Raw genomic sequence first — 21371 nt, 5'->3', positions numbered from 1 at the left:
TAGGCCCGCCGGGGCTGCGCCCCCCTCCCCGCGCCCGCCGGCGCCGCGCCGGGCGCGACCTTCTGGCGCTACGAACTGGGGGCCGCCCAGACCCTCACACATTTCATCGAAGTGGAAGCCGCATGACCGAGGCCGAGATCTATTCCGCGCTGACCGAAGTGTTTCAGGATGTCTTCGACGATGACGGCATCACCCTGACGCCCAAGACCACGGCGGCGGACGTTCCCGGCTGGGACAGCCAGGCGCATGTGAACCTGGTGGTGGCGGCGGAAGTGCGCTTCGGCGTCCGCTTCCGCACGGCCGAGCTCGAGAGCCTGCACGATGTCGGCGACTTCGTGCAGCTGATCGCCCGCAAGAAGGAAGGACGCTGAGCCATGTCGGCGCCGCCAAGGGACCAGCAGGGACCGGAGGGGGGAGAGGCCCCCGCGGTCTCGCCCCGCTACATCCTGACCGTGCTGGGCAGCGCCGCGGCGGCGCTGATGGGCTTCTACGCCATCCTCTTCACCCTGCAAGCCACCGGCAACCTGCCTCCGCCCGCCTTTTCCAACTCGCTTTGCGTCGACGAGAAGCTGGCATTTCACCGGAATCATCCGCCGCAACGATCGCCGAACCTGCTGGTGGTGGGCTCCTCCGTGGCCTGGCGCCATTTCGATGGCGAGGCGGTGATCCAGCAGGCGCCGGGCATCGCGCCGCTCAACGGCGCCTTCTGTGGGCTTGCCGCGCATCAGAGCGTCTTCGCGGCGAACTGGCTGCTGGACCGGAACCGTTCCATCCGGGAGGTGGTCATGATCGCCTCGCCGCAGGACTTCGAGAATTGCTCGAAGAGCGCGGCGGAGGTGTTCAACCGCGAGGATGCCGATGCCTATGTCTTCGCCCAGGCGTCTCCCTGGCGTTTCTATCTGCGCTACTTCGCGCCGAGTTCCCTGATCCGGAACGCCATTGAGATCGCCGGCAAGCGTTCGGGCCACAACAAGGTCGATCCCCTGGTCTTCGACCGCTATGGCAGCGGTCCGCTCGACATGGAAGGCGACCGCGGCCTGTACTACAGCATGGTCCGTGGCCCCGATCCGGCCTGCTTCGCTGCCTTGAACAGCCTGGCGGTGCGCCTGCAACAGGAAGGCCGGCGCCTGATGGTCGTGTCCACGCCTCTGCATCCCGACTGGAAGGCGCAAGGCGACCCGCAGGGAAAGACCCTCGCCGCCTTCCGCCGCGAGATGACCGAAAGCCTGCGCGGAACACAGGCAGAGTACTGGGATGGCGATGCGGCCCAGGTCGTCAGTCGTGAGGCCTTCTTCGACGCCATCCATATCCGCTGGTCGGCGGCCCATGACTTCTCGCGTGCCTTGGGCAAGGCTCTCAACTTGGGCAGCGGCGTGACGGCGAGCCCCATAGCGCCGATGCCGCGAGAAGGATGATGGGGCGAGGAAGCCCGGAGATCAGTAAGGTTTTTTGAGAGAAATCGCACGGATAGTTTACCGACCATAAACTTACATCACCCTAAAGTGAATTTCCTTTACACCAGATATAGAATCCGCGCATGTGTACACGCATCGGTTGCATAATTGGGTGGCAGCATGCGCGTGCTTCTGGTCGAGGAAAAAGGCGGTCACTCCCTTGAGACCAAATCCTTCCTCGGAAAGGCATCCATCCTGGTGGAGCAGGTCAGCGGTGGAGAGGAAGCTCTGGAGATGCTTCGTCTCTACGAGCACGATCTGATCCTGATCGGCCCGGCGCTCTCCGATATGACCGGGACAGAAGCACTGAGGAAGTTGCGCGAGGCTCAGCTCCGGACGCCTGCGCTCCTGCTCATGGCGCCTCAGAATGCGCAGGAGAAGCTTCATGCCTTCGCGCTCGGCGCGGATGATGTGCTGATGGCGCCTTTCGATCCTGCCGAGCTTCTGGCACGGATCCAGGCGATCATTCGGCGCTCGAAGGGTCATAGCCAATCGACGCTGAAGATTGGTCCGCTCTCGCTTTGCCTGGTGTCCCAAACCGTCACGGTGTCCGGCGCAAGCATCAGCCTGACCGGCAAGGAGTATGCGATCCTGGAGCTGCTGGCCTTGCGCAAGGGGTCGGTGCTGACCAAGCAGATCTTTCTCGACCATCTTTATGGCGGTCTCGACGAACCCGAGATGAAGATCATCGACGTCTTTGTCTGCAATCTGCGCAAGAAGCTCGCTCGCGCCGGTGCGGCCAATCTGATCGAGACGGTCTGGGGGCGAGGCTATGCCCTGCGGGAACATGGTGCCATGAAGCCGCACGGCCAGGCGGCCGGCTTCGCTGCGGTGTATCAGCAGGCTGTCGCCTAGAAAGGTCAGAACCTCATGAGGTCATGAGGTGGGATCCACCAGATGAATGCCGGGAATGGCTGGCGGGCTTCGAAAGCCTGAGAGTTCTGATCTTCCAGGCCCTGGGCGAACTTGTTTCGGTATCCCTGTGGACGCCGCGGAGAGCCGAATTCCTCCGTCAAGGGCCTCCGAGGGCGGAAGAGCGCGGCACGGTCAGTCCCCTACAGCCTTTGAACCTATGAAGGTTTACAGTAAGTAAGGTCATGACCTTTTCCGGCCACTGGGCACGTTGGCCGAAACGCCGGTCAGGGGAGGCAGGCCGCGCCTGGCCAGGAGCAGGTTCCATGCCTCATGTCCAAGCTTCTGCAGGCTGAGGCCGGTATCGAGGCTGAGCTGTCGCAGGCGGTGACGATCCTCCGGCGTGACCAGCATATTGACGGGAACAATGACGGGACCGGACAGGCGGGGAGCGGCCGCGGCATCGGTCTCCGCCGGCGGCGATACCCTCTCATCCTCCTCGATGGAGGACATGACCTCAGCGAGGGACCGGCCTTTCCTGTTAGTCCGGGTCATGGGCAGTGTCCTGAATCCAGTTCCAGATGGCACGCAGCTCCGCATGGGCATCGCGCGCCGCGGCGCCCTTCATCTCCCCTACGCCCCGGCCTTCCAGCGAGGCGTCGAGATAGATGGCGCGGTCGCCCACATGGATCGGGCAGACCGGCACCGGATAGCGTGACAGGGCCGCCTTGGCGTCCCGCGCGCGCATCTCATTCTTGGCGGCGTTGATGACCAGGACGGCACGCCGGTCCAGGCGGCGAAGAATGCGCAGCGTCTCCCCGACCGCTTCCAGATCGTCCGAAGAGGGACGGACAGGAACGATAACCAGATTCGCCACCCGCGCCGCTTCCGCCTCCGGTTCGGTGACCGCCGGGCGCGTGTCGATGAAGACGCTTCCTTCCTGCCGGCCAAGGGCTTTCGCCGCCATGGTCAGGCTGGTGTTGCCGAGGTCCAGCAGATCCGGCTCGGCCGGGGTGGGCTGAAGCATCTGTCGCCGCTGCCACCACTTGCCGGATGTGGCCTGCGGATCGCGGTCGATCAGCAGGCTGCGGCCGGATTCACCGGCCAGGACTGCCAATTGCCTGGCCAGCATGCTTTTGCCAGCGCCCCCCTTCTGGCTGATCAAGGCATAGATGCGCAACGGTTCACCTTCACTGCCGGAAACCTGAAGAGGACAGGACCTTATGACCTTATAAGGTTCTCTCCTTTGATCCTATCGCCTGAGCGCCTCCTCCCGCAACAGCCGGATCCTTCGGACCTGGGTGGCGGACCAGAGGCCGCGCCCCGTCGGCGTGGGGATGCCGCGCGCATTGAGCGCCTGCGCCTGGGCCTGCAGGCTGGTGGCGCCCGCTTGTCGCCCTTCCTCCAGATAGGGCCAGATCTCCGCCGCCCGAAGCGAGGCCTGCCGGCTCCGGGCCTGAGCGGCATGCCGCGCCGTTTCAGCTGTTCCGGGCCTCAGCTGAGGGTTGCCCAGCCGGACACCGCGCGCCTTGGCGACGGCGAGGGCCGCCCGTGTGCGCTGCGAAATCAGGCCCGCTTCCAACTCTGCCACCGCAGCCATCTGGGTCAGCATGAACTTGCCCACCGGCCCGGGGGGGAGGGCAGGGAGATCGCAGAAGGCGACGCCAGCCTCCCCCGCACCCTCGACCACTTCCAGAAGGAAGCGAACGTTCCGGGTCAGCCGATCAAGTTTGGCAATCAGGAGCGTGGCCTTCTGGCGACGGCAACTGGCCATGGCCATGGCCAGTTGCGGCCGATCGTTCCTGCGGCCGCTTTCCACCTCCTCAAACTCCTCCAGCACCTGCCCACCGGTCATGGCCAGATGGCGCGCCACAGATTCGCGCTGCGCCTGCAATCCCAGCCGGGTCTGGCCCTGCCGTTCCGTGGAGACCCGCAGATAGACAACGAAGCGGGGAGCGCCGTCCCTTTCCGGCCCGATTTTACGATGCCAAACCAAGGTTTGATGGTCTGTCATGACGCTAGGGCCATCAAAAGCTCCCGACGCGTGCTTTCGCGGAAGTGTGGTTTCAAAAGCTTACTCTCATGGTTTATAAGCGCCGCAGCATAGCCGCTCTGAGACGATGACGGCTTATGTGCAGACTCATGGCCCAACAGGCGAGCACAGCCTGACCAGCAGCCCAGGGACGGAATCTCCTGCCACCGCGGACCAAGGGATCAGAACACGCAGAGAACACAACTTTAGCGTGTATACAAAAAGCGCGAATGTCTTGAATTGGCTGTGGGACTCTCAGAACACAAACTGTTGAGAGACATTCCAGCAATAAATTCAAAATTAATCTTCATGCTGCGGGCTCTGTGTGTATTTTGAGACGTAAGCGTTTGAATGCCGCTGGCCGCTTGTAACCGGAGTTGCGCCATGACTCATACGAATTGGCCACACAATATTCGTATGCAGAACTCGACAGAGCTGCATATTGATCATGCCGAGTCCTATGGTCTGGCCAAGTCAATCAGCCCAAGCTGGCATTATTCTGCCAAGCGTTTCCTTGATATCATTCTGTCGTCTTTTGCAATTATTGTCCTTTCGCCAGCATTCCTGCTGATTGCGCTCGCGGTCTGTCTGGATGGTGGTCCGGCGGTGTTTGGCCATTCGCGGGTCGGCAAGGGGGGGCGAAGCTTTCGTTGCCTGAAGTTCCGCAGCATGGTCCCCAATGCGGCGGCCGTGCTGCAAGATCTGCTGGTGAACAATCCGGAAGCCGCTCAGATGTGGGCGACCTCCCGGAAGCTGCCGCGCGATCCGCGCGTCACGCGGATTGGGAAGTTCCTTCGCGCGACCAGCCTGGATGAGTTGCCCCAGCTCTTCAACGTGCTGCGGGGGGAGATGAGTCTGGTGGGCCCCCGCCCGGTGGTGCAGGAGGAGTTGACGGACCATTATGGCGTTGCCGCGGTCTGCTATCTCGCCGTCCGTCCGGGCATCACGGGTCTGTGGCAGATCAGCGGCCGTAGCGACACCACTTATGCCGAGCGCGTTGCCCTCGACTGCCGTTACGTGCGCGAGTTCTCCCTCTGGCAGGATCTGCGGATCCTGCTGCAGACCGTGCCTGCGGTCTTGGTCCGGCGCGGCGCCTACTAGAGCGGCGTCCGGCCGGACAACTTGTTCTGATCGAGGCTTGCCCTGGTCGCAGGACTGCCCGCAGAGGGCATGCCGCGGCCCTGTGGCTGTTCGAGATGCCTGCAGGTTTCGCAACCGGCGGAAGCAGCACGGCGTGAAGGGTGCTGAGGGCCTGTCATGATTGCGCGCAATGTGCTTGCCAACCTCTCCGGTATGGCCGTCTCCCTCGCCGTGCAGGCAGGCATCGCTTTCGGCGGCTACCGTCTGGCAGGGGCCGAGCAGTATGGCCTGATTGGCTTCTTCGCGGTTCTGCTGACGGCGGCTGCCATCTTCGATGCTGGCCTCGGCCAGACGGTGACGCGTCTGGTGGCGCGAAACCAGGTTGAGAACCCTTCCGGGACCGGCAGCCTGGTCTTCAACTTCACGCTGATCTACACAGGACTTGCCGTCGTCCTGGCTCTGGCCATCTGGCTGCTTTCGCCATGGATCGCCGCCTATTGGCTACGGCCGCAGCATATCACCCCTGGCGAAGTGCAGTGGGCCATCACCCTGATGGGTGTCGGCATCGCTGTCCAACGGCTGCGCGGCATCTTCCAGGCGACGCTGGAAGGGCTGGAGCGGCAGGTTCTGTGCAATCTCCTCCTGATCGGCACAGGCCTCCTGCGCCTCGGCCTCGGGCTCGGCGCGCTCGCCTTCGTCGCCCCGACGGCAGAAGCCTTTTTCTGGAGCCAGATCGCGGCCAGCCTGGTGGAGACGACATCCTTCGCGATCGCAGTTGGCCGCAACGTTCCATCTTCCTTCGGCCGGCAGCGTCTGGAGATGGATCTGATCTGGCGCACCATGCGCTTCGCCGTGGCGAACATGGCTTCCGCGGCCACCGGAACGATGGTGCAGATTGCCGACTCCCTGGTGATCAGCGCTGTCCTGCCGCTGTCGGTCTTCGGGACCTACTCGCTGGTCGCCACCATGTGCTCCGCCATGGTGCGGCTGACCACACCATTGATCACCGCCGCCTTTCCCCGCATGTCAGCCTATGTCAGCGCCGAGCGTGGTGCTGAGTTGCGGGAGTTGTTCTTCTCGATCTCGCAGGCAACCTTCGTGCTGATGCTGACGGCCACGGGGGCCCTGGTTTTCTTCGGCGGCGCCTTTCTGGAGCTGTTGAGCGGCAACCCGTCCGCCGGGCGTGACTTCGCGCCGGTCCTGGCGATCCTGGCCATCGCCTATGCGCTGGGCGGTCTGTGCCGCCCCTCCCATGCGCTTCAGATGGCGGAAGGCGATCCCGTGACCGCCTTGAAGATCAACCTGATCTGCGGCGCCTTCTATCTGCCCGCCATCCTGCTGCTGACGCCCCTCTATGGCGTTGTCCTGCCGGCGGTCTGCCTGGCCGCCACCAATCTGCTGGCCTTCTTTCTGTTCACCCGGACCGCTTTCCGCCAAAGGCTGCGTGGCCAGGCGCTGCATTGGGTCAGTGTCAGCGTCCTGCCCCAATTGCTCGTCATTGCGGTCTGCTATGAGCTGGCAAGGCTGCCCCTGGAGGCCTTCGCGTCCTTGCCGGCGCGCCTCATCACGGCCGTTGCGGCCTCTGGCATCGCGCTGCTGGCCGGCGTCCTGGCCAGCAATGCCTTGCGCCCCCATCTGCTGGCCTTGCCGCGCCGGATGACCGGCCAGCAGGCCTGAGAGTCCGTTTGAGAATGGCCGCCTGTTGATCAGGATTGCGGTTGCCGGCGCAGGGCGCCTTTGTGGCGGAACAGGCTGCGCAGGAATCCCCATCCCCAGGCCAGATGCATCGTCATCGCGGCGGGGCCGGCGGCCAGCAACGAGGCCTTGCCGGTGCGCCACGCCATCCAGGCCCCCCATCCCAGGCAAAGGCCGGCATAGGCGAGGGGCAGGAGAAGAGCGGCCGGAAACCAGGGGGCGATGAGCAGCCCCATCACACTCCCCAGCAAGGCGATGACGGGCGCCATCTGCCGCGGCTTGGGTGTCAGGTGATGCTTGACCAGGGTTCGCGCCCTGCCGCCGCCATGCCGCATATACTGCCGGGCCAGGGACAGAAGGTCCTTGCGCGGAAAGTACGTGATCGGAGCCTCGGCGCAGAGCCAGATGCGACCACCGGCTGCGATCGCCCGATGGTCCAACTCTGCATCCTCGTTGTGGGTGAAGCTTTCGTCGTAGCCTCCGATGGACAGGAAGAAGTCACGGTCAAAGGCGGCATGATGCCCGTGTTCGACCCACTGCGACGCCGGTCGGATGCGGTGGGCCGAGCCGCCATTTCCGAAGCGACTGTTCTGCGCCGCGGCGATGGCCTCCTGCATGGCGCCATTTCCGGCGGTGATCATGGGCACCACCACCGAGGTCGCCCGCTGCTCCTGAAGTGCGGTGACGACGCGTTGCAGGAAGTCAGCCGGATACCAGGCATGGGCATCGGCGCGGAGCAGGATCCTGCTTTCGGGCGATGCGACACGGGCGGCCAGATTGACGGCGGCGGATTGCAGGCGGGCAGGGTTGTGAAGCAGGCGGATGTGCGGATGCTTCCGCTGCATCTCCTCAACGATTTCGCAGGTGCGATCCGTGCTACCGCCGTCGAGAACCAGGATTTCGCCCTGCTGCGGATCCAGTTGGACCAGAAGGGAGGAAAGACAGGCGGTGATATAGTGTTCTTCATTCAGGACGGGGACAGCGATGCTGACAAAGGGACGTCCCGTCCCCGATGGGCTGTGCATTACGCCCTGGCTCCTGCATGAAAATGGTCACGTCAAACCAATGCAGACGCCACTTTACAAGGCCTACCTCAGGAAATTAAGGCCGCTTCTTCAAGAAAGTACAGGAAGGAGCGCCGAAACTACCTGAAGAAGAATCCGAATATCCCTGCCCATATCAGCAAGGAGAAGGCGAAGCCGATCAAGATCCCTCTTGCGGGCGAAGATTCGGATTCCGCCGCATCTTCCAGGTCCGGGAAGTTTACTTCCAGGCTATGACTCTGATTCTGCCGCGTCAGCTGGGTAGGCGACTGCGATATCAGCGACATGATCCCGCCTCTTTCATATCGAGATCTTCATACGGGGATATTGGCAGCGGCCAGGGGTTTTCACCCCGGCAATTGCACTTCTCGCATGAATATCTCGAGGAAAGACAGTAGCGCCGACGGAGCGTATCAGGAAGAAGATTCGACCATTTGGCGAGTGGTATAAATCGTAAGCCTACCCTTGGTTTAAGTCGAGCCTGTAACCGGTCCAATAGGAGGAGTTAGCCGCTGATCTCCAGCCGCCCGGGCTTGCGCAGACGAAGCCTGCTCCTTTCCAGGGCGGAGAGACCTTTGACCAGCGGCGCCACGGCCGGAACACGGTACTTTGCATACATCAGGGATTGAATCATGTTCCGGCGAAGCACCCGGGCGCGGCAGGCCTGCCACAATTCCGGCGGCAGCTTTCGCCGCAGAACCTGCATCATCCCCAGGTGCGGCATCCAGCGGTGCAGGCGGCGCGGCTCCTTGCGGACCAGGGTCCGATGATAGTGGTCCTCGCTATGATCCTCGCGCGCCAGCAGAATTTCCGGCAACTCAAGATGCTCACCCTCGAGCAGGTTGAGGGCCATGACGATCCAGTCATAGCCGAAGACATCGATATCCTCGGGGAAGCTGCGCTTCAGCGGCTCAGTGCGGAAGACACCATAGAAGCGGGATACCTCGCCAGGATCCCAGAAGAAGCGGACCAGGCGCTCCCGGGCATCGCCCTGCAGCGGGTAGGTGCCGTTGGAGAGGGCGCGGCTGCCGTCCACGGAGACCATGGCGACCCGGGAGGTGCTGGCCACGGCCCCGGGATTTGCCAGAAGGTTCTGCAGGTTGCGCTCGGCGAATTCGGGCTCCCAGATGTCGTCATGGCAGGCCCACATGAAATAGGGCGTATCGGCCTGCATGAGGACAAAGCGGAAGTTACCGCAAATTCCCAGGTTCTTTTCCTGAGCATGAACGATGACACGGGGGTCGCGCTCGGCATAGGCGCGGCAGATCTCGAGCGTGTCGTCGGTCGAACAATTGTCGGAAATGACCAGCTTGATGTCGCTGTGGGTCTGCGCCAGCAAGGAATCAATCGCGACCCTGATCTGATCACCCCCGTTGCGGACGGGCATACCGATGGTGATCTGAGTCTTGTCCATGCTGCTGCTCATCGTTGTACCCGGGTAGGCCCGGGTGGAAGGGGCGAGACCGAAGTCCTTATAACTTACTCTCTCTCGCTTTTTTGCGACGCATACAAGCGAAAGGCGAATGCATTTTCGGGATTGTGAAGCCGGTAAGGGAAACGAGCCGCCAGCTTGGCCGCCACCCCAGGAGGGGCCGGCCAGGGCCGCGTGGAACGCATCAATCTCAACATTGTCATTTTAAATAAAAAAGCTTTTTTGCAATTTTTACGCATCGCGTCGTGAGCTGTACAAATTTGTACGCGCGCCGCAGATTTGGGCAACCTCTCCGGGTCGCAGATCCTGTGGCTCCTCAACCTTCCTGTGGTCGCAAGGGCGTCGAAGATGAAAGCGGTAATCCTGGCTGGCGGACTGGGTACTCGGCTCGCAGAAGAGACCAGCATCAGGCCAAAGCCAATGGTTGAGATCGGCGGGCGCCCGATCCTTTGGCATATCATGAAAATCTACAGCGCTCATGGCATCAATGATTTCATTGTCTGCCTCGGATACCGCGGGAACGTCATTAAAGAGTATTTTAAAAACTATTTCATGTATATGTCTGATGTCACCTTCGACTTCGAGAGGAACTCCATGGAGGTGCACAACGCCCGGGCGGAACCCTGGCGTGTGACGCTGGTCGAAACGGGCGAGAACAGCATGACCGGTGGCCGGATCAAGCGGATCCTGCCCTATGTGGCCAATGAGGAAGCCTTCTGCCTGACCTATGGCGATGGTGTCGGCGATGTCGATATCACCGCGACCATCGCGTTGCACAGGCAGGAAGGCCGCTTGGCGACGCTGACGGCGACCCAGCCCGCCGGTCGCTTCGGCGCCCTCAGCCTGGAAGGCAACCGCGTCAAGGCCTTCAAGGAGAAGATCCAGGGCGATGGCGGCTTCATCAATGGCGGTTATTTCGTGCTGAGCCCGAAGGTTGGCGAGTATATCGAGGGCGACGACACGGTCTGGGAGGACGCGCCGATCGAGCGCCTGGTGGCTGACAACCAGATGTCAGTCTATCAGCATCACGGTTTCTGGCATCCGATGGACACAATTCGCGACCGCAGTCATCTGGAAGGCCTCTGGGCCTCTGGCAAGGCTCCCTGGCGCGTGTGGAAGGGCTGAACACCCAATGCGTATCCTGATCACCGGCAATATGGGCTATGTCGGCCCCGTCGTCGTGGCGCGTCTGCGCGAGACATTTCCGGAAGCCTATCTCGTCGGCCATGATACCGGCTGGTTCGGCCATTGCCTGACCACCCGCGATCCGCTGCCCGAAACCCTGCTGAATGAGCAGCGCTTCGGCGATGTCCGCGACATCACCACGGAAGATCTGCGGGGCTTCGATGCGGTGGTGCATCTGGCCGCCATTTCGAACGATCCGATGGGGCAGCGCTTCGAGGCGGTGACGGACGAGATCAACCACCGTGCCAGCGTCAAGGTCGCCAAGGCGGCGGCGGAAGCCGGTGTCGGCCATTTCGTCTTCGCCTCGAGCTGCAGCGTCTATGGCTTCGCCTCCGAGGGCCGCGCCCGGGTGGAAAGTGACACGCTCAACCCCCTGACGGCCTATGCCCGGTCCAAGATCGCGACCGAGGACTCCCTCCGCGCTCTCGACAACAGCGGCATGGTCATCAGCTGCCTGCGCTTCGCGACCGCCTGCGGCATGTCGCCGCGGCTGCGTTTGGACCTGGTGCTGAATGATTTCGTCGCCGGCGCCCTGGCCAATGGCGAAGTCAGCGTGCTCAGCGATGGCACGCCCTGGCGGCCGCTGATCCATGTGCGCGACATGGCGCGAGCCATCGAATGGGCCGTGCAGCGCTCGCCGGACAATGGCGGCAAGTTCCTGACTGTCAATGTCGGCTCGGCACGCTGGAATTATCAGGTGCGGGATCTGGCGGAGGCGGTTGGCCGGGCTCTTCCGGAGGCCAAGGTTTCCATCGCGACCGAGGCCCCCCCGGACAAGCGCTCCTACAAGGTCGACTTCTCGCTTTACGCGGAACTCGCCCCGGACCATCAGCCGCAGGAGACGCTGGACGGCGCCATCGCCGAATTGCGGGACCGGCTGAAGGAGCAGGGCTTCGCCGATCGCGACTACCGCAAGTCGCCGGCCATCCGCCTGGTGACGCTGGAGCGGCACATCAATTCCGGCTCGGTGAACGAGAATCTGGAGCAGCGTCACCGGGTGCCGGCATGATCTTCAGCAAGACCCCGCTGCAGGACGCCTATGTGATCGAGATCGAGCCGCGGCACGACGACCGCGGCTTCTTCGCCCGGGCCTTCTGCGAGGACGAGTTCGCCAAAGCGGGGCTGGTCAGCCGCTACGCTCAGGTGAACAACTCCCTGAGCCTCCGCAAGGGCACGCTGCGCGGCATGCATTACCAGCTTCCGCCGGCCGCGGAGGTGAAGCTGGTGCGCTGCCTTCAGGGTGCGCTGTTCGACGTCATCGTCGATCTGCGCCCCGGCTCACCCAGCGAGGGGAAGTGGTTCGGCGTCGAGCTGAGCGCCGAGAACCGCAAGATGCTCTATGTCCCCCGGGGTTTCGCGCATGGTTTCATCACCCTGCGCGACAACACCGAAGCCTTCTACATGGTCAGCGACCCCTATATGCCCGGCGGTGAGCGTGGCCTGCGCTACAACGATCCGCATCTCGGCATCGAGTGGCCGCTGCAGCCGGAGATCGCCTCCGAGAAGGACCTCAACTGGCCGGCCTTCGATCCCGATTTCCACGGGGTCGAGCAACTGCGCGGCCTGCGCTAGGCGCTGAGAGAACCATCATGATCTATGACAGGCTGCTGCGGCAGCGCGAGGCTTCCGGCAAGCCGGTCCTGGTCGGCATGTTCGGGGCCGGCTTCATGGCCAAGGGCGTCACCAACCAGATCGTCAACTCGGTCCCGGGCATGACGCTGGCGGTGATCTGCAATCGCAGCCTCGACAAGGCCCGCCTGGCCTTCGAGCAGGCCGGCGTCACCGATATCGCGGTGGTGGAGACCGATGATGCCCTGGCCGATTGCATCCGCCAGGGCCGGGCCGCCATCACCCAGGATCCGCTGCTGCTCTGCCGCAATCCGGACCTGGATTGCCTGATCGATGCCACCGGCGCCATCGAATACGGCGCCGCCATCACCCTGGCGGCCATCGAGAACCGCAAGCACATGGTCTCGATGAATGCCGAGCTCGATGCGACGGTCGGGCCCCTGCTCAAGCGCAAGGCCGATGCGGCGGGTGTCATCTTTACGGGCTGCGACGGCGACCAGCCCGGCGTGCAGATGAATCTCTACCGCTTCGTGGTTTCCATCGGCCTGACGCCGCTGGTTTGCGGCAATATCAAGGGGCTGCAGGATCCCTACCGCAATCCGACCACCCAGGCCGGCTTTGCCGCCCAATGGGGGCAGGATCCCTACATGGTGACCAGCTTCGCGGATGGCACCAAGATCAGCTTCGAGCAGGCGATCGTCGCCAATGCCACGGGCATGACGGTGGCCCGGCGCGGCATGATCGGCCTCAACCATGCCGGCCATGTCGATGAACTGACCAAGTCCTACGACATCGACATGCTGCGGGAGAAGGGGGGCGTCGTCGACTATGTCGTCGGCAGCAAGCCGGGCCCTGGCGTCTATGTCCTGGCCACGCATGACGATCCCAAGCAGAAGCACTACCTGAACCTGTACAAGCTGGGCACCGGGCCACTCTACAGTTTCTACACGCCCTATCACCTCTGCCATTTCGAGGTGCCGCTTTCCGTGGCGCGAGTCGTGCTGTGCCAGGATCCGGTCATCCAGCCGATCGATGGCCCCCGCGTCGATGTCATCACCACCGCCAAGATCAATCTGAAGGCGGGCGAGACGATCGATGCCCTGGGCGGCTACATGAGTTACGGCCAGTGCGAAGATTACGCGACCTCGCGTCGTGAGGGTTTGCTGCCGATGGGTTTGGCCTTCGGCTGTACGCTGAAGCGCGATGTCCCGAAGGATGCGGTGCTGACTTATGACGACGTCGAGATTCCGGAAGGCCGGATGATCGATCGGCTGCGCTCCGAGCAGGACGTGCTCTACGCGGCCTGACGACGTCGCCGGGCGCTGTCGAGAACATTCAGGGCGCGGCTCCGAAGGGGCCGCGCCCTTCGGTTTTCCGGGGCCGGTAGACCATGCCCGATTCGCCCACATTGTCCCGGGGGGATAACTCCGACCCTTCCGGACGGTCAGGAATTATCCACAGGACAAGGCATCTATCCCAGGGGGTTAACTCCGGGAATTGGGGGGTTAACTCCGAAAAGTGGGCTTATCCCGGGGGGATAACTCCGGATTCAACTAATAAGAATCTACTAGTTAACTACATAGAGACCGGAGTTATCCCCCCATTGACGGCAGCCATCCTCTCCCGGCAACTAGGGCCAAGCTTTGGCAGAGAGGGCCATGCAGGAAGATGCAGCGCATGGTGTACGCCACTTGGTCCTACTCCATGGCAGGGATCAGGCGCGCGCCATGGTCCCTCCGGAGCGCAAGGCCCTGGTGGATATCGCTGCGGAGGTCCTGGCTGATGATGCCAGCCGCATTGGGATTACTTATACGGGCTTCTGCCTGACATCCCTGCCCCACAAGCGGCTCCCCGATGACAGCGCCTGGGAGAAGCGGGGGCACCGCGTCACGCTGCTGGTGGAGCCCGGTCGTCTCAGGCTGGCCCGTGGCGCGCCGAAACTGCATGGCGTCCCGTATGGCGCCAGAGCCAGGATGATCCTGCTCTACCTGCAGACCCAGGCCGCCAGGACAAACAGCCGCGAGGTCGAGCTGGGCCGCTCCATGCGGGATTGGCTGGGTCGCATGGGTCTTTCCTGGGGCGGCGAGACGGGCAAGGCATTGCGCGAGCAGGCGGCGCGGATCGCCGCTTGCAGCCTGAAATTCTTCTGGGAGGGTGAGGGCACGGAAGGCTGGGCGGCGGGCCGCTTCGTGCGTTCCGGCCTGCGCTTCTCGGAGCAGGGCGAGGATCTCCGTCAGACCGAGATGTGGGATGACCGCGTGGTTCTTGATGAGGTTTTCTTCGATGCCATGCGCCAGCATCCGGTGCCGTTGCAGGAGACCGCATTGCGCGAACTCGGCAATCGCAGCGCCAGCCTCGATCTCTACATCTGGCTCGCCTACAGGCTGCACACGCTACGCGGTCCGACGCCAGTGCGCTGGACCGCCCTGAGGGATCAGTTTGGCTCCAGCTATTCAGAACTGCATACCTTCAAGAGAGATTTCAGGAAGTCCCTTGCTCCTGCTGTCGCGGCCTATCCGGAAGCGCGGGTGGAACTGACTGATGAAGGTGTCCTCCTGCATCCGTCGCGACCGCCCGTTTCGCAAAGACTGGTCAGCGTGGCCCGGAGTTAACCCCCCAGTCGTATGGCGCGCAAAGGCATTGAGCGGCCGTCGGCAAGGTGCGTGCAGAAAAGCAACGGTTGTATCGACACTCTCGCGGGACGTGCGGCAAAGGCTTGATCCGGTGGGTTTTCATGGGACAATCCCATGCCGCATGCATAGGGATGCGGGAGAGAACGAGATTGGGTAGGGCCCTCTGAATGCGTCTGCAGAAGAAGAACGTCGCCGGCAGGAAGGCAGACACTGCCGCCCCTTCTCTCCGGCCCTTCCCATCATGGCGTGCCTCCTGTCTGCACGGTCTGGTGGCTCTCGCCATTCCGGCCGCAATGGCTGGAATGGCCGCGCCTGCTCACGCCCAATCGGCCCCTGAGCCACCGCAGACCATGAGCCCGCAGGACACCCAGCGTGGCGTCACCGTCCGGTCCCGGCCGCGGCCCGATTACGATCCGGCTGGCGTGCGCCTCTCCGGCTTCCGCCTCGACGGCGCGGTGGAGGCCGGCGTGGGCTATGACGACAACCTGCAGCCCGGCACGGGCGAGGACGTGGAAGACGGCTTCTTCGCGCAGACCGTCAATGTCTCGGCCAACAGCTTCTGGACGCGGCATGCGCTGGGCCTGACCGCCTCGCAATCGAGCCGGCAGCACTTCAGCAACAGCAATCAGAACTGGAACGACTTCAGCGTCGGCATCGCCGGCCGCTACGATATCGGCCGGGCCTCATCTCTGCGAGCCAGCTACACGCACACCCGCTCGCATCTCGAGGTGGACAATTTCGACGTGCAGGCCGGCGGCCTGAACGAGCCCATCCCCTATGACAGCGACATCTTCCTGGTCGGTGGCACCGCGGCCTTCAATCGCCTGGCCCTGACCGGCACCGCGGAATATAGGACCATTCGCTATGAGAATTTGGACGTCAACGGCGTCCGCGTTTTCAACAATGTCAATGACTACGACACGATCCTAGGCGAGGTCCAGGCGGCTTACAGCATTGTCGAGGGCCGCGAGATCCTGACCCTGGTCCGCCTGCAGGACATCAACTACCAGCAGTCCGGCCAGAGCGGGCGGGATTCCTTCACCTGGGAGGTTCAGGCCGGTATCAATTACGACCTGACAGGCCTCTGGCAGGCCCGCCTGCTGGCCGGCTACCGTGAACGGACCTATGATTCCCCGACATTGAAGACGTTAAGCGGGCCAGCATTCGAAGGCCAGCTGACCTATCTGCCGACGCAGCTGACCACGGCGACCCTGGCGGTTTCGCGCACCATCGAGGAATCCATCCGCGCCAGCAACGTCAGCTATACGCGCACCCAGGGACGGCTCACTGTCGACCATGAGCTTCTGCGCAACGTCATCGTCACCGGTGAGCTGCGGGCCGAGCATCGCGACTATCCGCAGCAGGGCAATGTCACCGACGGCATTGTCCTGGTCGGCGCGCAATGGCTGCTGAACCGCAACATGTCGGTGCTTGCCAGCTATCAGCACACGGAGCGCCTTTCGGCGCCGGATGGCGCGCGCGAATACGGGATCAACCAGTTTCAAGTCAGGCTGCGCTTCGCCTTGTAGTCGCGGGGCCTCGAGCGTGGCCGCTTCAATGTGACGTGCGTTCACCGGCGTGACAGTCTTTGATACAGTGTCATGCTTTTCTCAAGAATTCTCTATTCCGGGAGTGCCCCATGTCTCGCCCTGCTTTCTTGACTGCCGCTGGCCCTCGTGCGCTGCGCGGAATGGTGCTGGGCCTGTCGTTGCTGGTGGCCGCCTGCGCCACGCCCGGCGCCAACCTGCCGCCGCTGCCGGAGACCACGGCGGGCGCCTATAGGCTCGGGGCGGGCGACCAGCTGCGCGTCACGGTCTTCAACGATCCGCGCCTGACCGGCGAGTTTCGCATCACCGATACCGGCACCGTGGCGCTGCCGCTGGTCGGCGCCATTCCGGTGGCCGGGCTGACGACCACCCAGGCCGAAACGGCGATCGCGCGCAGCATGCGCAGCCGCAACCTGTTCAATGACCCCTCGGTCGCGGTCGAGGTCCAGGAATACCGTCCGATCTTCGTGCTGGGCATGGTCGAGCGTGGCGGCCAGACTCCCTACCAGCCCGGCATGACGGTCCTCTCCGCCGTGGCCGTGGTGGGCGGCTTCAACTATCGCGCCGTCACCGATTACGTCTCCATCACCCGCCTGGGCGAGGATGGCGTCGCGCGGGAGTTCCGCGGCGACCGCCAGTCGGTGCTGCAGCCGGGCGATGTGGTGACCGTCTTCGAGCGCCGCTTCTGACACCATGGATGCCGCCGGGGTAGCACCCGGCGGCCTTCACATCGGCCACGAAAAACCCCGGAACCGAAAGGTTCCGGGGTTTTCCATGCGCGAACGGCAGGCGTTCCGGGATCAGGCGCCGGGCGCCGGCAGCCGCTTCAGGTCGGGCGAGGCGCTCTTGGCATAGCCCTCGTAATAGCCCAGCGGGTCCAGACGGCCCGGCCGCACCCGGGTCAGCACGGTCGCCATGCGGGCCCGCATCGAGCGTGGCAGGCGGCGCATCGCCTCCATCACCACGGTGCGGGAGGTGCGCTCCCAGCCGACAGCGAAGAGCACGGCGTCGCTGTGCTGGGCCAACACCACGGCATCGGCCACACGCATGATCGGCGGGCTGTCCAGGATCACCAGATGGTATTCGCGGCGGGCCCGGTTGATCAGCTCGGCGAACTGACGGGATTCGATCAGCGCCTGCGGATGCGGCGAGGAACGGTCCGAGAGCAGGGTGTGCAGGCCCGAGCGCTCATCCACCTGCACCGCATCCTCGAAGCGCGTCTCGCCCGAGAGGACAGCCTCGATGCTGCGGCCGGCCCAGGGGGCGCCGAAGGTCGAGGACATCTGCGGGCGGCGCATGTCGGTCTCCAGCAGCAGCACCCGCAGCCCGTCGGCGGCGGATAGCCGCGCCAGCGAGGCCGCGACGGTGCTCTTGCCGTCGCCGATGGCCGAGGAGGTGACCAGCACCGTATTGGCCGGCCCGCCGCCGGCGACCGACTGCATGGTCAGCCGCAGGGCACGCAGCGTCTCGGCGATGCCGGACTGGCTCTGATCGAGCACCAGGGCCGGCATGCGCCGGCGGCGGCCGCGGCCGAGCGCCGGCAGGCTGCCGGCGTTCTGCACGCCCGTCAGCGAGACCAGGTCCTGCACCGTGCTGATCGTGCCATGGGCCATGCGGCGCAGGACCAGGATGCCGGCGAGCAGGAAGAAGCCGATGAAGGCGCTGAAGGCGGCGACCACGGAGGCTGGCGGGCCGTTCGGACGGAAGGGCTCCACCGCCGGCGAGATCACGCGCGCCGCGGGGAACTGCGCCGAGGCCAGGCGGGTCTGCTCGGTGCGGGTCAGGAAGGCCTGGTAGATCTGCCGCTTGGCATCGGCCTCGCGCGTCAGTTGCGCCAGAACGACCTCGTTCTCGGCGCCGCTGCGGGCCGTGGTCATCGAGCTGTTCAGTTGCTCCTGGGCATCGGACAGGCGGGCGCGGGCGGCGTCCACCTCGCGGCGGAGCGAGGAGACGATCTTGCCGGTCTCGTTGCCAATCTGCCGCTGGATGTCGCGCAGCTCGGCCTCCACGGCCAGGCGCTCGGGATGCCGCGCGCCCAGTCGCTGCGCCAGGGTGGCGGCGCGCTGGCCGATCTCCGCCTCGCGGTCGCGCAGGCTCTGGATCACCAGAGAGCCCAGCACCTCGCTGGAGGCGCTGCCCCGCTGGCCGGAGCGCAGCGCGCTGTCGAGCGCGGCCTGGGCGCGGGAGAGTTCCTGACGCGCCATCGCGACGCGGGCCTGCTGCTCGTTCATCTGCAGGGTGCTGACCGAGCCCTGGGAGGTCTCCAGCAGGCCGGTCTCGCGGCGGAAGGCCTGAATCCTCTGATCCGCCTCCTCGACCTCGCGGCGCAGCGTCTCCAGCCGGGAGGTCAGCCACTCATTGGCCTGCAGGGTGGTGTCCCGCTTCGCCGCCACCTCGAGTTCGATGTAGCGGTTCATCAGCGTGTTCACGACCTTCGCGGCCTCGTCCGGGAAGGGCGAGGAGAAGCGGACGGCGACGACATTGCTGTTGGCGGCGGTGCCGATCGAGAGGTAGCGCTGCAGATTCTCGACCGCCAGGCTCATGCTGTCGACCGGGCGGTCGGCCAGAGCGGGGTCGGTGCTCTCGCCCAGCAGGGCGATGCGCCAGGCGTCGATATCGGCGGCGACACCCCGCAGCCAGGCGCCGACCGGGGCGAAGAGGGCGGCGAGGCCACGGCTGGGCGGCTCCGGCGCATTCTCGAGGCCGAGGTCGCGAACCACCTGCTCGGCCAGGCGGCGCGAGCGCAGGATATCCGCCTCCGTGGTGATGCGCTGCAGGCCGGGCGTATTGAGGGAAGCCGCCTGGTTGAGCTCGGGAATGCTCTGATCCCGGCTTTCGACCAGCAGCAGACCCTCGCTCGAATAGCGGATCGGCAGCGACTTGGTGATCACGAAGCCCAGCAGGCCAGTGATGACGGCGGCAGTGGCCAAGGCCAGCTTGCGTCGCCAGAGAAGGCTCAGAAGGTCTGTCAGGCGCATACGTTCTGCCTCATGAAGGCCACATCAGAAACTTAAGGGTGCCAGCCCTTGGGCATCGGCGAGGCGCCGGAAGAGGCGACGAGCTCTGGCCACCAGGTGCATCTTTCCATAACCACGAGCCTCGCGATTGTCCAAATAATCGTGCATTGCTCACATAAAAGTGGCTCGCGGTTGAGAAAATGCACCATTAAGAGGATCAGTAGACCATTTTCTGGTGTATTCACACCGACGGTGCTCGTCGCCACCCCGTCGGATACTTCTGACGCCTGCCTGGAGGTGGCATGCTCTCGCTCTGGGCGCCGTCCTCTGGGCTCCGTTCGCTTCGGGGGAAGTTCGCCATGGCCTCGTCTGCTCCTGCCCGCCTCGCCGGTTGTTCCCCCTCCGGCACGGCCCTGGGTCAGGCTTGGCTCCCGATACCGGCCTGCTGTAGGACACCGCCATGGGATTTGGGAGGTTTCGTAAACCTCTCTTCGCGGTGCAGCAAGCAGAGCGGAAGCCGCGCTCAGGCCTTTCCGTCGTTTTCTCTGGCTGTGTGAGCTGATCATGATGTCGCCCCTGCGGCTGGACGCTTCGGAGCCAGTCTTCCCAACCGGGCCTGCCCTGTCGTTCGGCGAGGAGCCGGAACAGGCGGCCTCGCGAGAGACGGCGGAGGCCGCCTTCGTCCGGCGCTGCCTGATGGTCGCGCTCTTCGCCTCGATCTTCCTGCAGCGCTTCGGGCTGCCGGCAGGCGACGACAGCATCGCCCTGAACCTGATCGTGACCCTGGTGGTCATGCTGCTTCTGGCCTTGCGCGGCGCCTTCGTGCTCGATCCGGTCCGGACGGCGATGTTCTTCGTCCTGGCCACGGTGGTTTCGCTCAGCCTGGCGATGAATGCGGGCGCCGCCTCGGTGCCCTCCATGGCCTTGATGCTCATTATCTATGCGCCCTTCATTTTCTCGCTGCGCTCCCCGGAGGGCGTGCTGGAGGGCTGCGTCCGGGCCTTTCAGAAGATGGTTCTGGTCTGCGCGGTCCTGGGTGTGGCGCAGTATGTGGCGCAGTTCTTCATGAATTCGGCGGATCTTTTCACCTTCAGCAACATTGTTCCGAAGGAATTCCTGCTGCCGAACTTCAACACGGCCAATCCCCTGACCTGGGATTCGCCCTACTTCAAGAGCAATGGCTTCTTCCTGCTCGAACCATCGACGTTCTCCCAGTATCTGGCGATTGCCATCATTCTGGAGCTGCTGTTCTTCGGTGCCACCTGGCGCCTGCTGCTCTATTTCATCGCCCTGCCTACCTCCTATTCCGGCACCGGCCTGATCCTGTTGCTGTTCCTGCTGCCCTGGGTGCTGCTGCATCGTCGGGCCTATGGCGCCATCGCGGCCATGGCGGCGGTGGGTGTCCTGGCCCTGGTCACGGGCGGCTTGTGGAACGCCGATGCCTTGCTCAACCGGATCAACGAGTTCGGCAGCGACAATTCCAGCGCCACGGCCCGCTTCATCGCCGGCGCCTGGCTGATCGGCCAGTTCCTGCTCTCCTCGGCGCAGGATGTTCTCTTCGGCCTGGGGCCGGGCTCCTATGCCCAGCATGCCAAGCTGGTGCCCTACGAGGCGCATGATCCGGCCTGGGCCAAGATCCTGTTCGAGTATGGCCTGCTGGGCTCGGCGGTCTTCTGGCCGTTCTTCCTGACCGCCCTGTTCCGGGCCAGCCCCTCGGGCTGGATCAGCACCGCGATGCTGATCGGCTACATGACCTTCGGCGGCATGCTGCTCGACCCCCGGCTGCAGATCCTGATCCTGATCTTCTGCGTCCTGCCCAAGCGGCCGGCGGCGGTTCAGGATTCCACGCCGCCCGGTTGGGCGCCCCTTAGCACCAGGCCTGCCCTATGACC

19 protein-coding genes are annotated in these 21371 nt (G+C 64.0%); 13 read left to right on the top strand and 6 right to left on the bottom strand.

All coding sequences use genetic code 11. The annotated features are described in order from the left end of the window. Nucleotides 1-122 precede the first annotated feature (122 nt). The 3 genes from ACVMLK_RS09105 to ACVMLK_RS09095 all read left to right on the top strand — a co-directional run bounded on the left by ACVMLK_RS09105 (nt 123) and on the right by ACVMLK_RS09095 (nt 2309). On the top strand, nt 123-371 hold the full coding sequence (locus tag ACVMLK_RS09105) for an acyl carrier protein (protein WP_198368238.1): 249 nt from the start codon (nt 123-125) through the stop codon (nt 369-371). An 81-nt stretch (nt 372-452) separates the two neighbouring features. Next, the gene (locus ACVMLK_RS09100) at nt 453-1415 is read left to right on the top strand and encodes a hypothetical protein (RefSeq protein WP_422926100.1); all 963 of its coding nucleotides are present in this window, start codon (nt 453-455) and stop codon (nt 1413-1415) included. A gap of 159 nt (nt 1416-1574) precedes the next feature. After that, a complete protein-coding gene (locus ACVMLK_RS09095) occupies nt 1575-2309 on the top strand; it encodes a response regulator transcription factor (RefSeq protein WP_198368236.1) in 735 nt (244 codons plus the stop codon). Between the two features lie 240 nt (nt 2310-2549). Here the strand turns inward: ACVMLK_RS09095 and ACVMLK_RS09090 are convergent, their stop codons facing one another. From ACVMLK_RS09090 to ACVMLK_RS09080, 3 genes are all read right to left on the bottom strand, one after another. Next, on the bottom strand, nt 2550-2819 hold the full coding sequence (locus ACVMLK_RS09090; RefSeq protein ID WP_198368235.1) for a hypothetical protein: 270 nt from the start codon (nt 2817-2819) through the stop codon (nt 2550-2552). 28 nt (nt 2820-2847) lie between these two features. After that, nucleotides 2848-3486, bottom strand: coding sequence for a ParA family protein (locus tag ACVMLK_RS09085; protein ID WP_198368234.1), 639 nt, complete (start codon nt 3484-3486; stop codon nt 2848-2850). Between the two features lie 72 nt (nt 3487-3558). Continuing rightward, entirely contained in the window at nt 3559-4320 is a 762-nt protein-coding gene (locus ACVMLK_RS09080; RefSeq protein WP_422926094.1) for a recombinase family protein, read from the bottom strand. Nucleotides 4321-4755: 435 nt separating this feature from the next. On the opposite strand from ACVMLK_RS09080, the gene ACVMLK_RS09075 reads away from it, so the two are divergent. Then, nucleotides 4756-5439 carry a sugar transferase gene (locus tag ACVMLK_RS09075; RefSeq protein WP_457486220.1) on the top strand — a complete coding sequence of 228 codons (684 nt, stop codon included), beginning with the start codon at nt 4756-4758 and terminating at the stop codon, nt 5437-5439. Nucleotides 5440-5595: 156 nt separating this feature from the next. After that, the gene (locus ACVMLK_RS09070; protein WP_198368231.1) at nt 5596-7095 is read left to right on the top strand and encodes a lipopolysaccharide biosynthesis protein; all 1500 of its coding nucleotides are present in this window, start codon (nt 5596-5598) and stop codon (nt 7093-7095) included. A 29-nt stretch (nt 7096-7124) separates the two neighbouring features. Here the strand turns inward: ACVMLK_RS09070 and ACVMLK_RS09065 are convergent, their stop codons facing one another. Next, on the bottom strand, nt 7125-8138 hold the full coding sequence (locus tag ACVMLK_RS09065) for a glycosyltransferase family 2 protein (RefSeq protein WP_198368230.1): 1014 nt from the start codon (nt 8136-8138) through the stop codon (nt 7125-7127). A 523-nt stretch (nt 8139-8661) separates the two neighbouring features. Further along, on the bottom strand, nt 8662-9570 hold the full coding sequence (locus ACVMLK_RS09060; RefSeq protein ID WP_422926089.1) for a glycosyltransferase family 2 protein: 909 nt from the start codon (nt 9568-9570) through the stop codon (nt 8662-8664). A gap of 297 nt (nt 9571-9867) precedes the next feature. Here ACVMLK_RS09060 and rfbF point away from each other — a divergent pair, with 297 nt between their 5' ends. The 7 genes from rfbF to ACVMLK_RS09025 all read left to right on the top strand — a co-directional run bounded on the left by rfbF (nt 9868) and on the right by ACVMLK_RS09025 (nt 17211). Continuing rightward, complete coding sequence (gene rfbF, locus ACVMLK_RS09055) at nt 9868-10713, top strand: glucose-1-phosphate cytidylyltransferase (protein WP_457486219.1); 846 nt, start codon at nt 9868-9870, stop codon at nt 10711-10713. A gap of 7 nt (nt 10714-10720) precedes the next feature. Continuing rightward, nucleotides 10721-11782 carry an NAD-dependent epimerase/dehydratase family protein gene (locus ACVMLK_RS09050; protein WP_198368228.1) on the top strand — a complete coding sequence of 354 codons (1062 nt, stop codon included), beginning with the start codon at nt 10721-10723 and terminating at the stop codon, nt 11780-11782. Continuing rightward, on the top strand, nt 11779-12345 hold the full coding sequence (gene rfbC / locus ACVMLK_RS09045) for a dTDP-4-dehydrorhamnose 3,5-epimerase (protein WP_198368227.1): 567 nt from the start codon (nt 11779-11781) through the stop codon (nt 12343-12345). Before ACVMLK_RS09050 ends, rfbC begins: the two co-directional genes overlap by 4 nt. 17 nt (nt 12346-12362) lie before the next feature. Next, a complete protein-coding gene (locus ACVMLK_RS09040) occupies nt 12363-13649 on the top strand; it encodes an NAD(P)H-dependent oxidoreductase (RefSeq protein WP_457486218.1) in 1287 nt (428 codons plus the stop codon). Between the two features lie 420 nt (nt 13650-14069). Continuing rightward, nucleotides 14070-14954: a replication protein RepA gene (locus tag ACVMLK_RS09035; RefSeq protein ID WP_232477472.1), complete on the top strand. Its 885-nt coding sequence runs from the start codon at nt 14070-14072 to the stop codon at nt 14952-14954. Between the two features lie 371 nt (nt 14955-15325). Beyond that, nucleotides 15326-16504: an outer membrane beta-barrel protein gene (locus ACVMLK_RS09030; protein WP_457486217.1), complete on the top strand. Its 1179-nt coding sequence runs from the start codon at nt 15326-15328 to the stop codon at nt 16502-16504. Between the two features lie 161 nt (nt 16505-16665). Then, on the top strand, nt 16666-17211 hold the full coding sequence (locus ACVMLK_RS09025; RefSeq protein ID WP_232477471.1) for a polysaccharide biosynthesis/export family protein: 546 nt from the start codon (nt 16666-16668) through the stop codon (nt 17209-17211). Between the two features lie 111 nt (nt 17212-17322). On the opposite strand, the gene ACVMLK_RS09020 is transcribed toward ACVMLK_RS09025, so the two are convergent. Further along, entirely contained in the window at nt 17323-19500 is a 2178-nt protein-coding gene (locus ACVMLK_RS09020; protein WP_198368223.1) for a GumC family protein, read from the bottom strand. A gap of 543 nt (nt 19501-20043) precedes the next feature. On the opposite strand from ACVMLK_RS09020, the gene ACVMLK_RS09015 reads away from it, so the two are divergent. Beyond that, nucleotides 20044-21369 carry a hypothetical protein gene (locus tag ACVMLK_RS09015; protein ID WP_198368222.1) on the top strand — a complete coding sequence of 442 codons (1326 nt, stop codon included), beginning with the start codon at nt 20044-20046 and terminating at the stop codon, nt 21367-21369. Nucleotides 21370-21371: the final 2 nt, after the last annotated feature.

The organism is Teichococcus aerofrigidensis, assembly GCF_054073225.1.
The sequence above is the reverse complement of the archived record's forward strand: the minus strand, read 5'-3'. Positions and strand labels throughout refer to the sequence as shown.

Coding starts and splice junctions, on each gene's coding strand:
- ACVMLK_RS09105 (WP_198368238.1), top strand. CDS start 123: ATGACCGAGGCCGAGATCTATTCCGCGCTGACCGAAGTGTTTCAGGAT.
- ACVMLK_RS09095 (WP_198368236.1), top strand. CDS start 1,575: ATGCGCGTGCTTCTGGTCGAGGAAAAAGGCGGTCACTCCCTTGAGACC.
- ACVMLK_RS09090 (WP_198368235.1), bottom strand. CDS start 2,819: ATGTCCTCCATCGAGGAGGATGAGAGGGTATCGCCGCCGGCGGAGACC.
- ACVMLK_RS09080 (WP_422926094.1), bottom strand. CDS start 4,320: ATGACAGACCATCAAACCTTGGTTTGGCATCGTAAAATCGGGCCGGAA.
- ACVMLK_RS09075 (WP_457486220.1), top strand. CDS start 4,756: ATGCAGAACTCGACAGAGCTGCATATTGATCATGCCGAGTCCTATGGT.
- ACVMLK_RS09070 (WP_198368231.1), top strand. CDS start 5,596: ATGATTGCGCGCAATGTGCTTGCCAACCTCTCCGGTATGGCCGTCTCC.
- ACVMLK_RS09065 (WP_198368230.1), bottom strand. CDS start 8,138: ATGCACAGCCCATCGGGGACGGGACGTCCCTTTGTCAGCATCGCTGTC.
- ACVMLK_RS09060 (WP_422926089.1), bottom strand. CDS start 9,570: ATGGACAAGACTCAGATCACCATCGGTATGCCCGTCCGCAACGGGGGT.
- ACVMLK_RS09050 (WP_198368228.1), top strand. CDS start 10,721: ATGCGTATCCTGATCACCGGCAATATGGGCTATGTCGGCCCCGTCGTC.
- rfbC (WP_198368227.1), top strand. CDS start 11,779: ATGATCTTCAGCAAGACCCCGCTGCAGGACGCCTATGTGATCGAGATC.
- ACVMLK_RS09040 (WP_457486218.1), top strand. CDS start 12,363: ATGATCTATGACAGGCTGCTGCGGCAGCGCGAGGCTTCCGGCAAGCCG.
- ACVMLK_RS09035 (WP_232477472.1), top strand. CDS start 14,070: ATGGTCCCTCCGGAGCGCAAGGCCCTGGTGGATATCGCTGCGGAGGTC.
- ACVMLK_RS09030 (WP_457486217.1), top strand. CDS start 15,326: ATGAGCCCGCAGGACACCCAGCGTGGCGTCACCGTCCGGTCCCGGCCG.
- ACVMLK_RS09025 (WP_232477471.1), top strand. CDS start 16,666: ATGGTGCTGGGCCTGTCGTTGCTGGTGGCCGCCTGCGCCACGCCCGGC.
- ACVMLK_RS09020 (WP_198368223.1), bottom strand. CDS start 19,500: ATGCGCCTGACAGACCTTCTGAGCCTTCTCTGGCGACGCAAGCTGGCC.
- ACVMLK_RS09015 (WP_198368222.1), top strand. CDS start 20,044: ATGATGTCGCCCCTGCGGCTGGACGCTTCGGAGCCAGTCTTCCCAACC.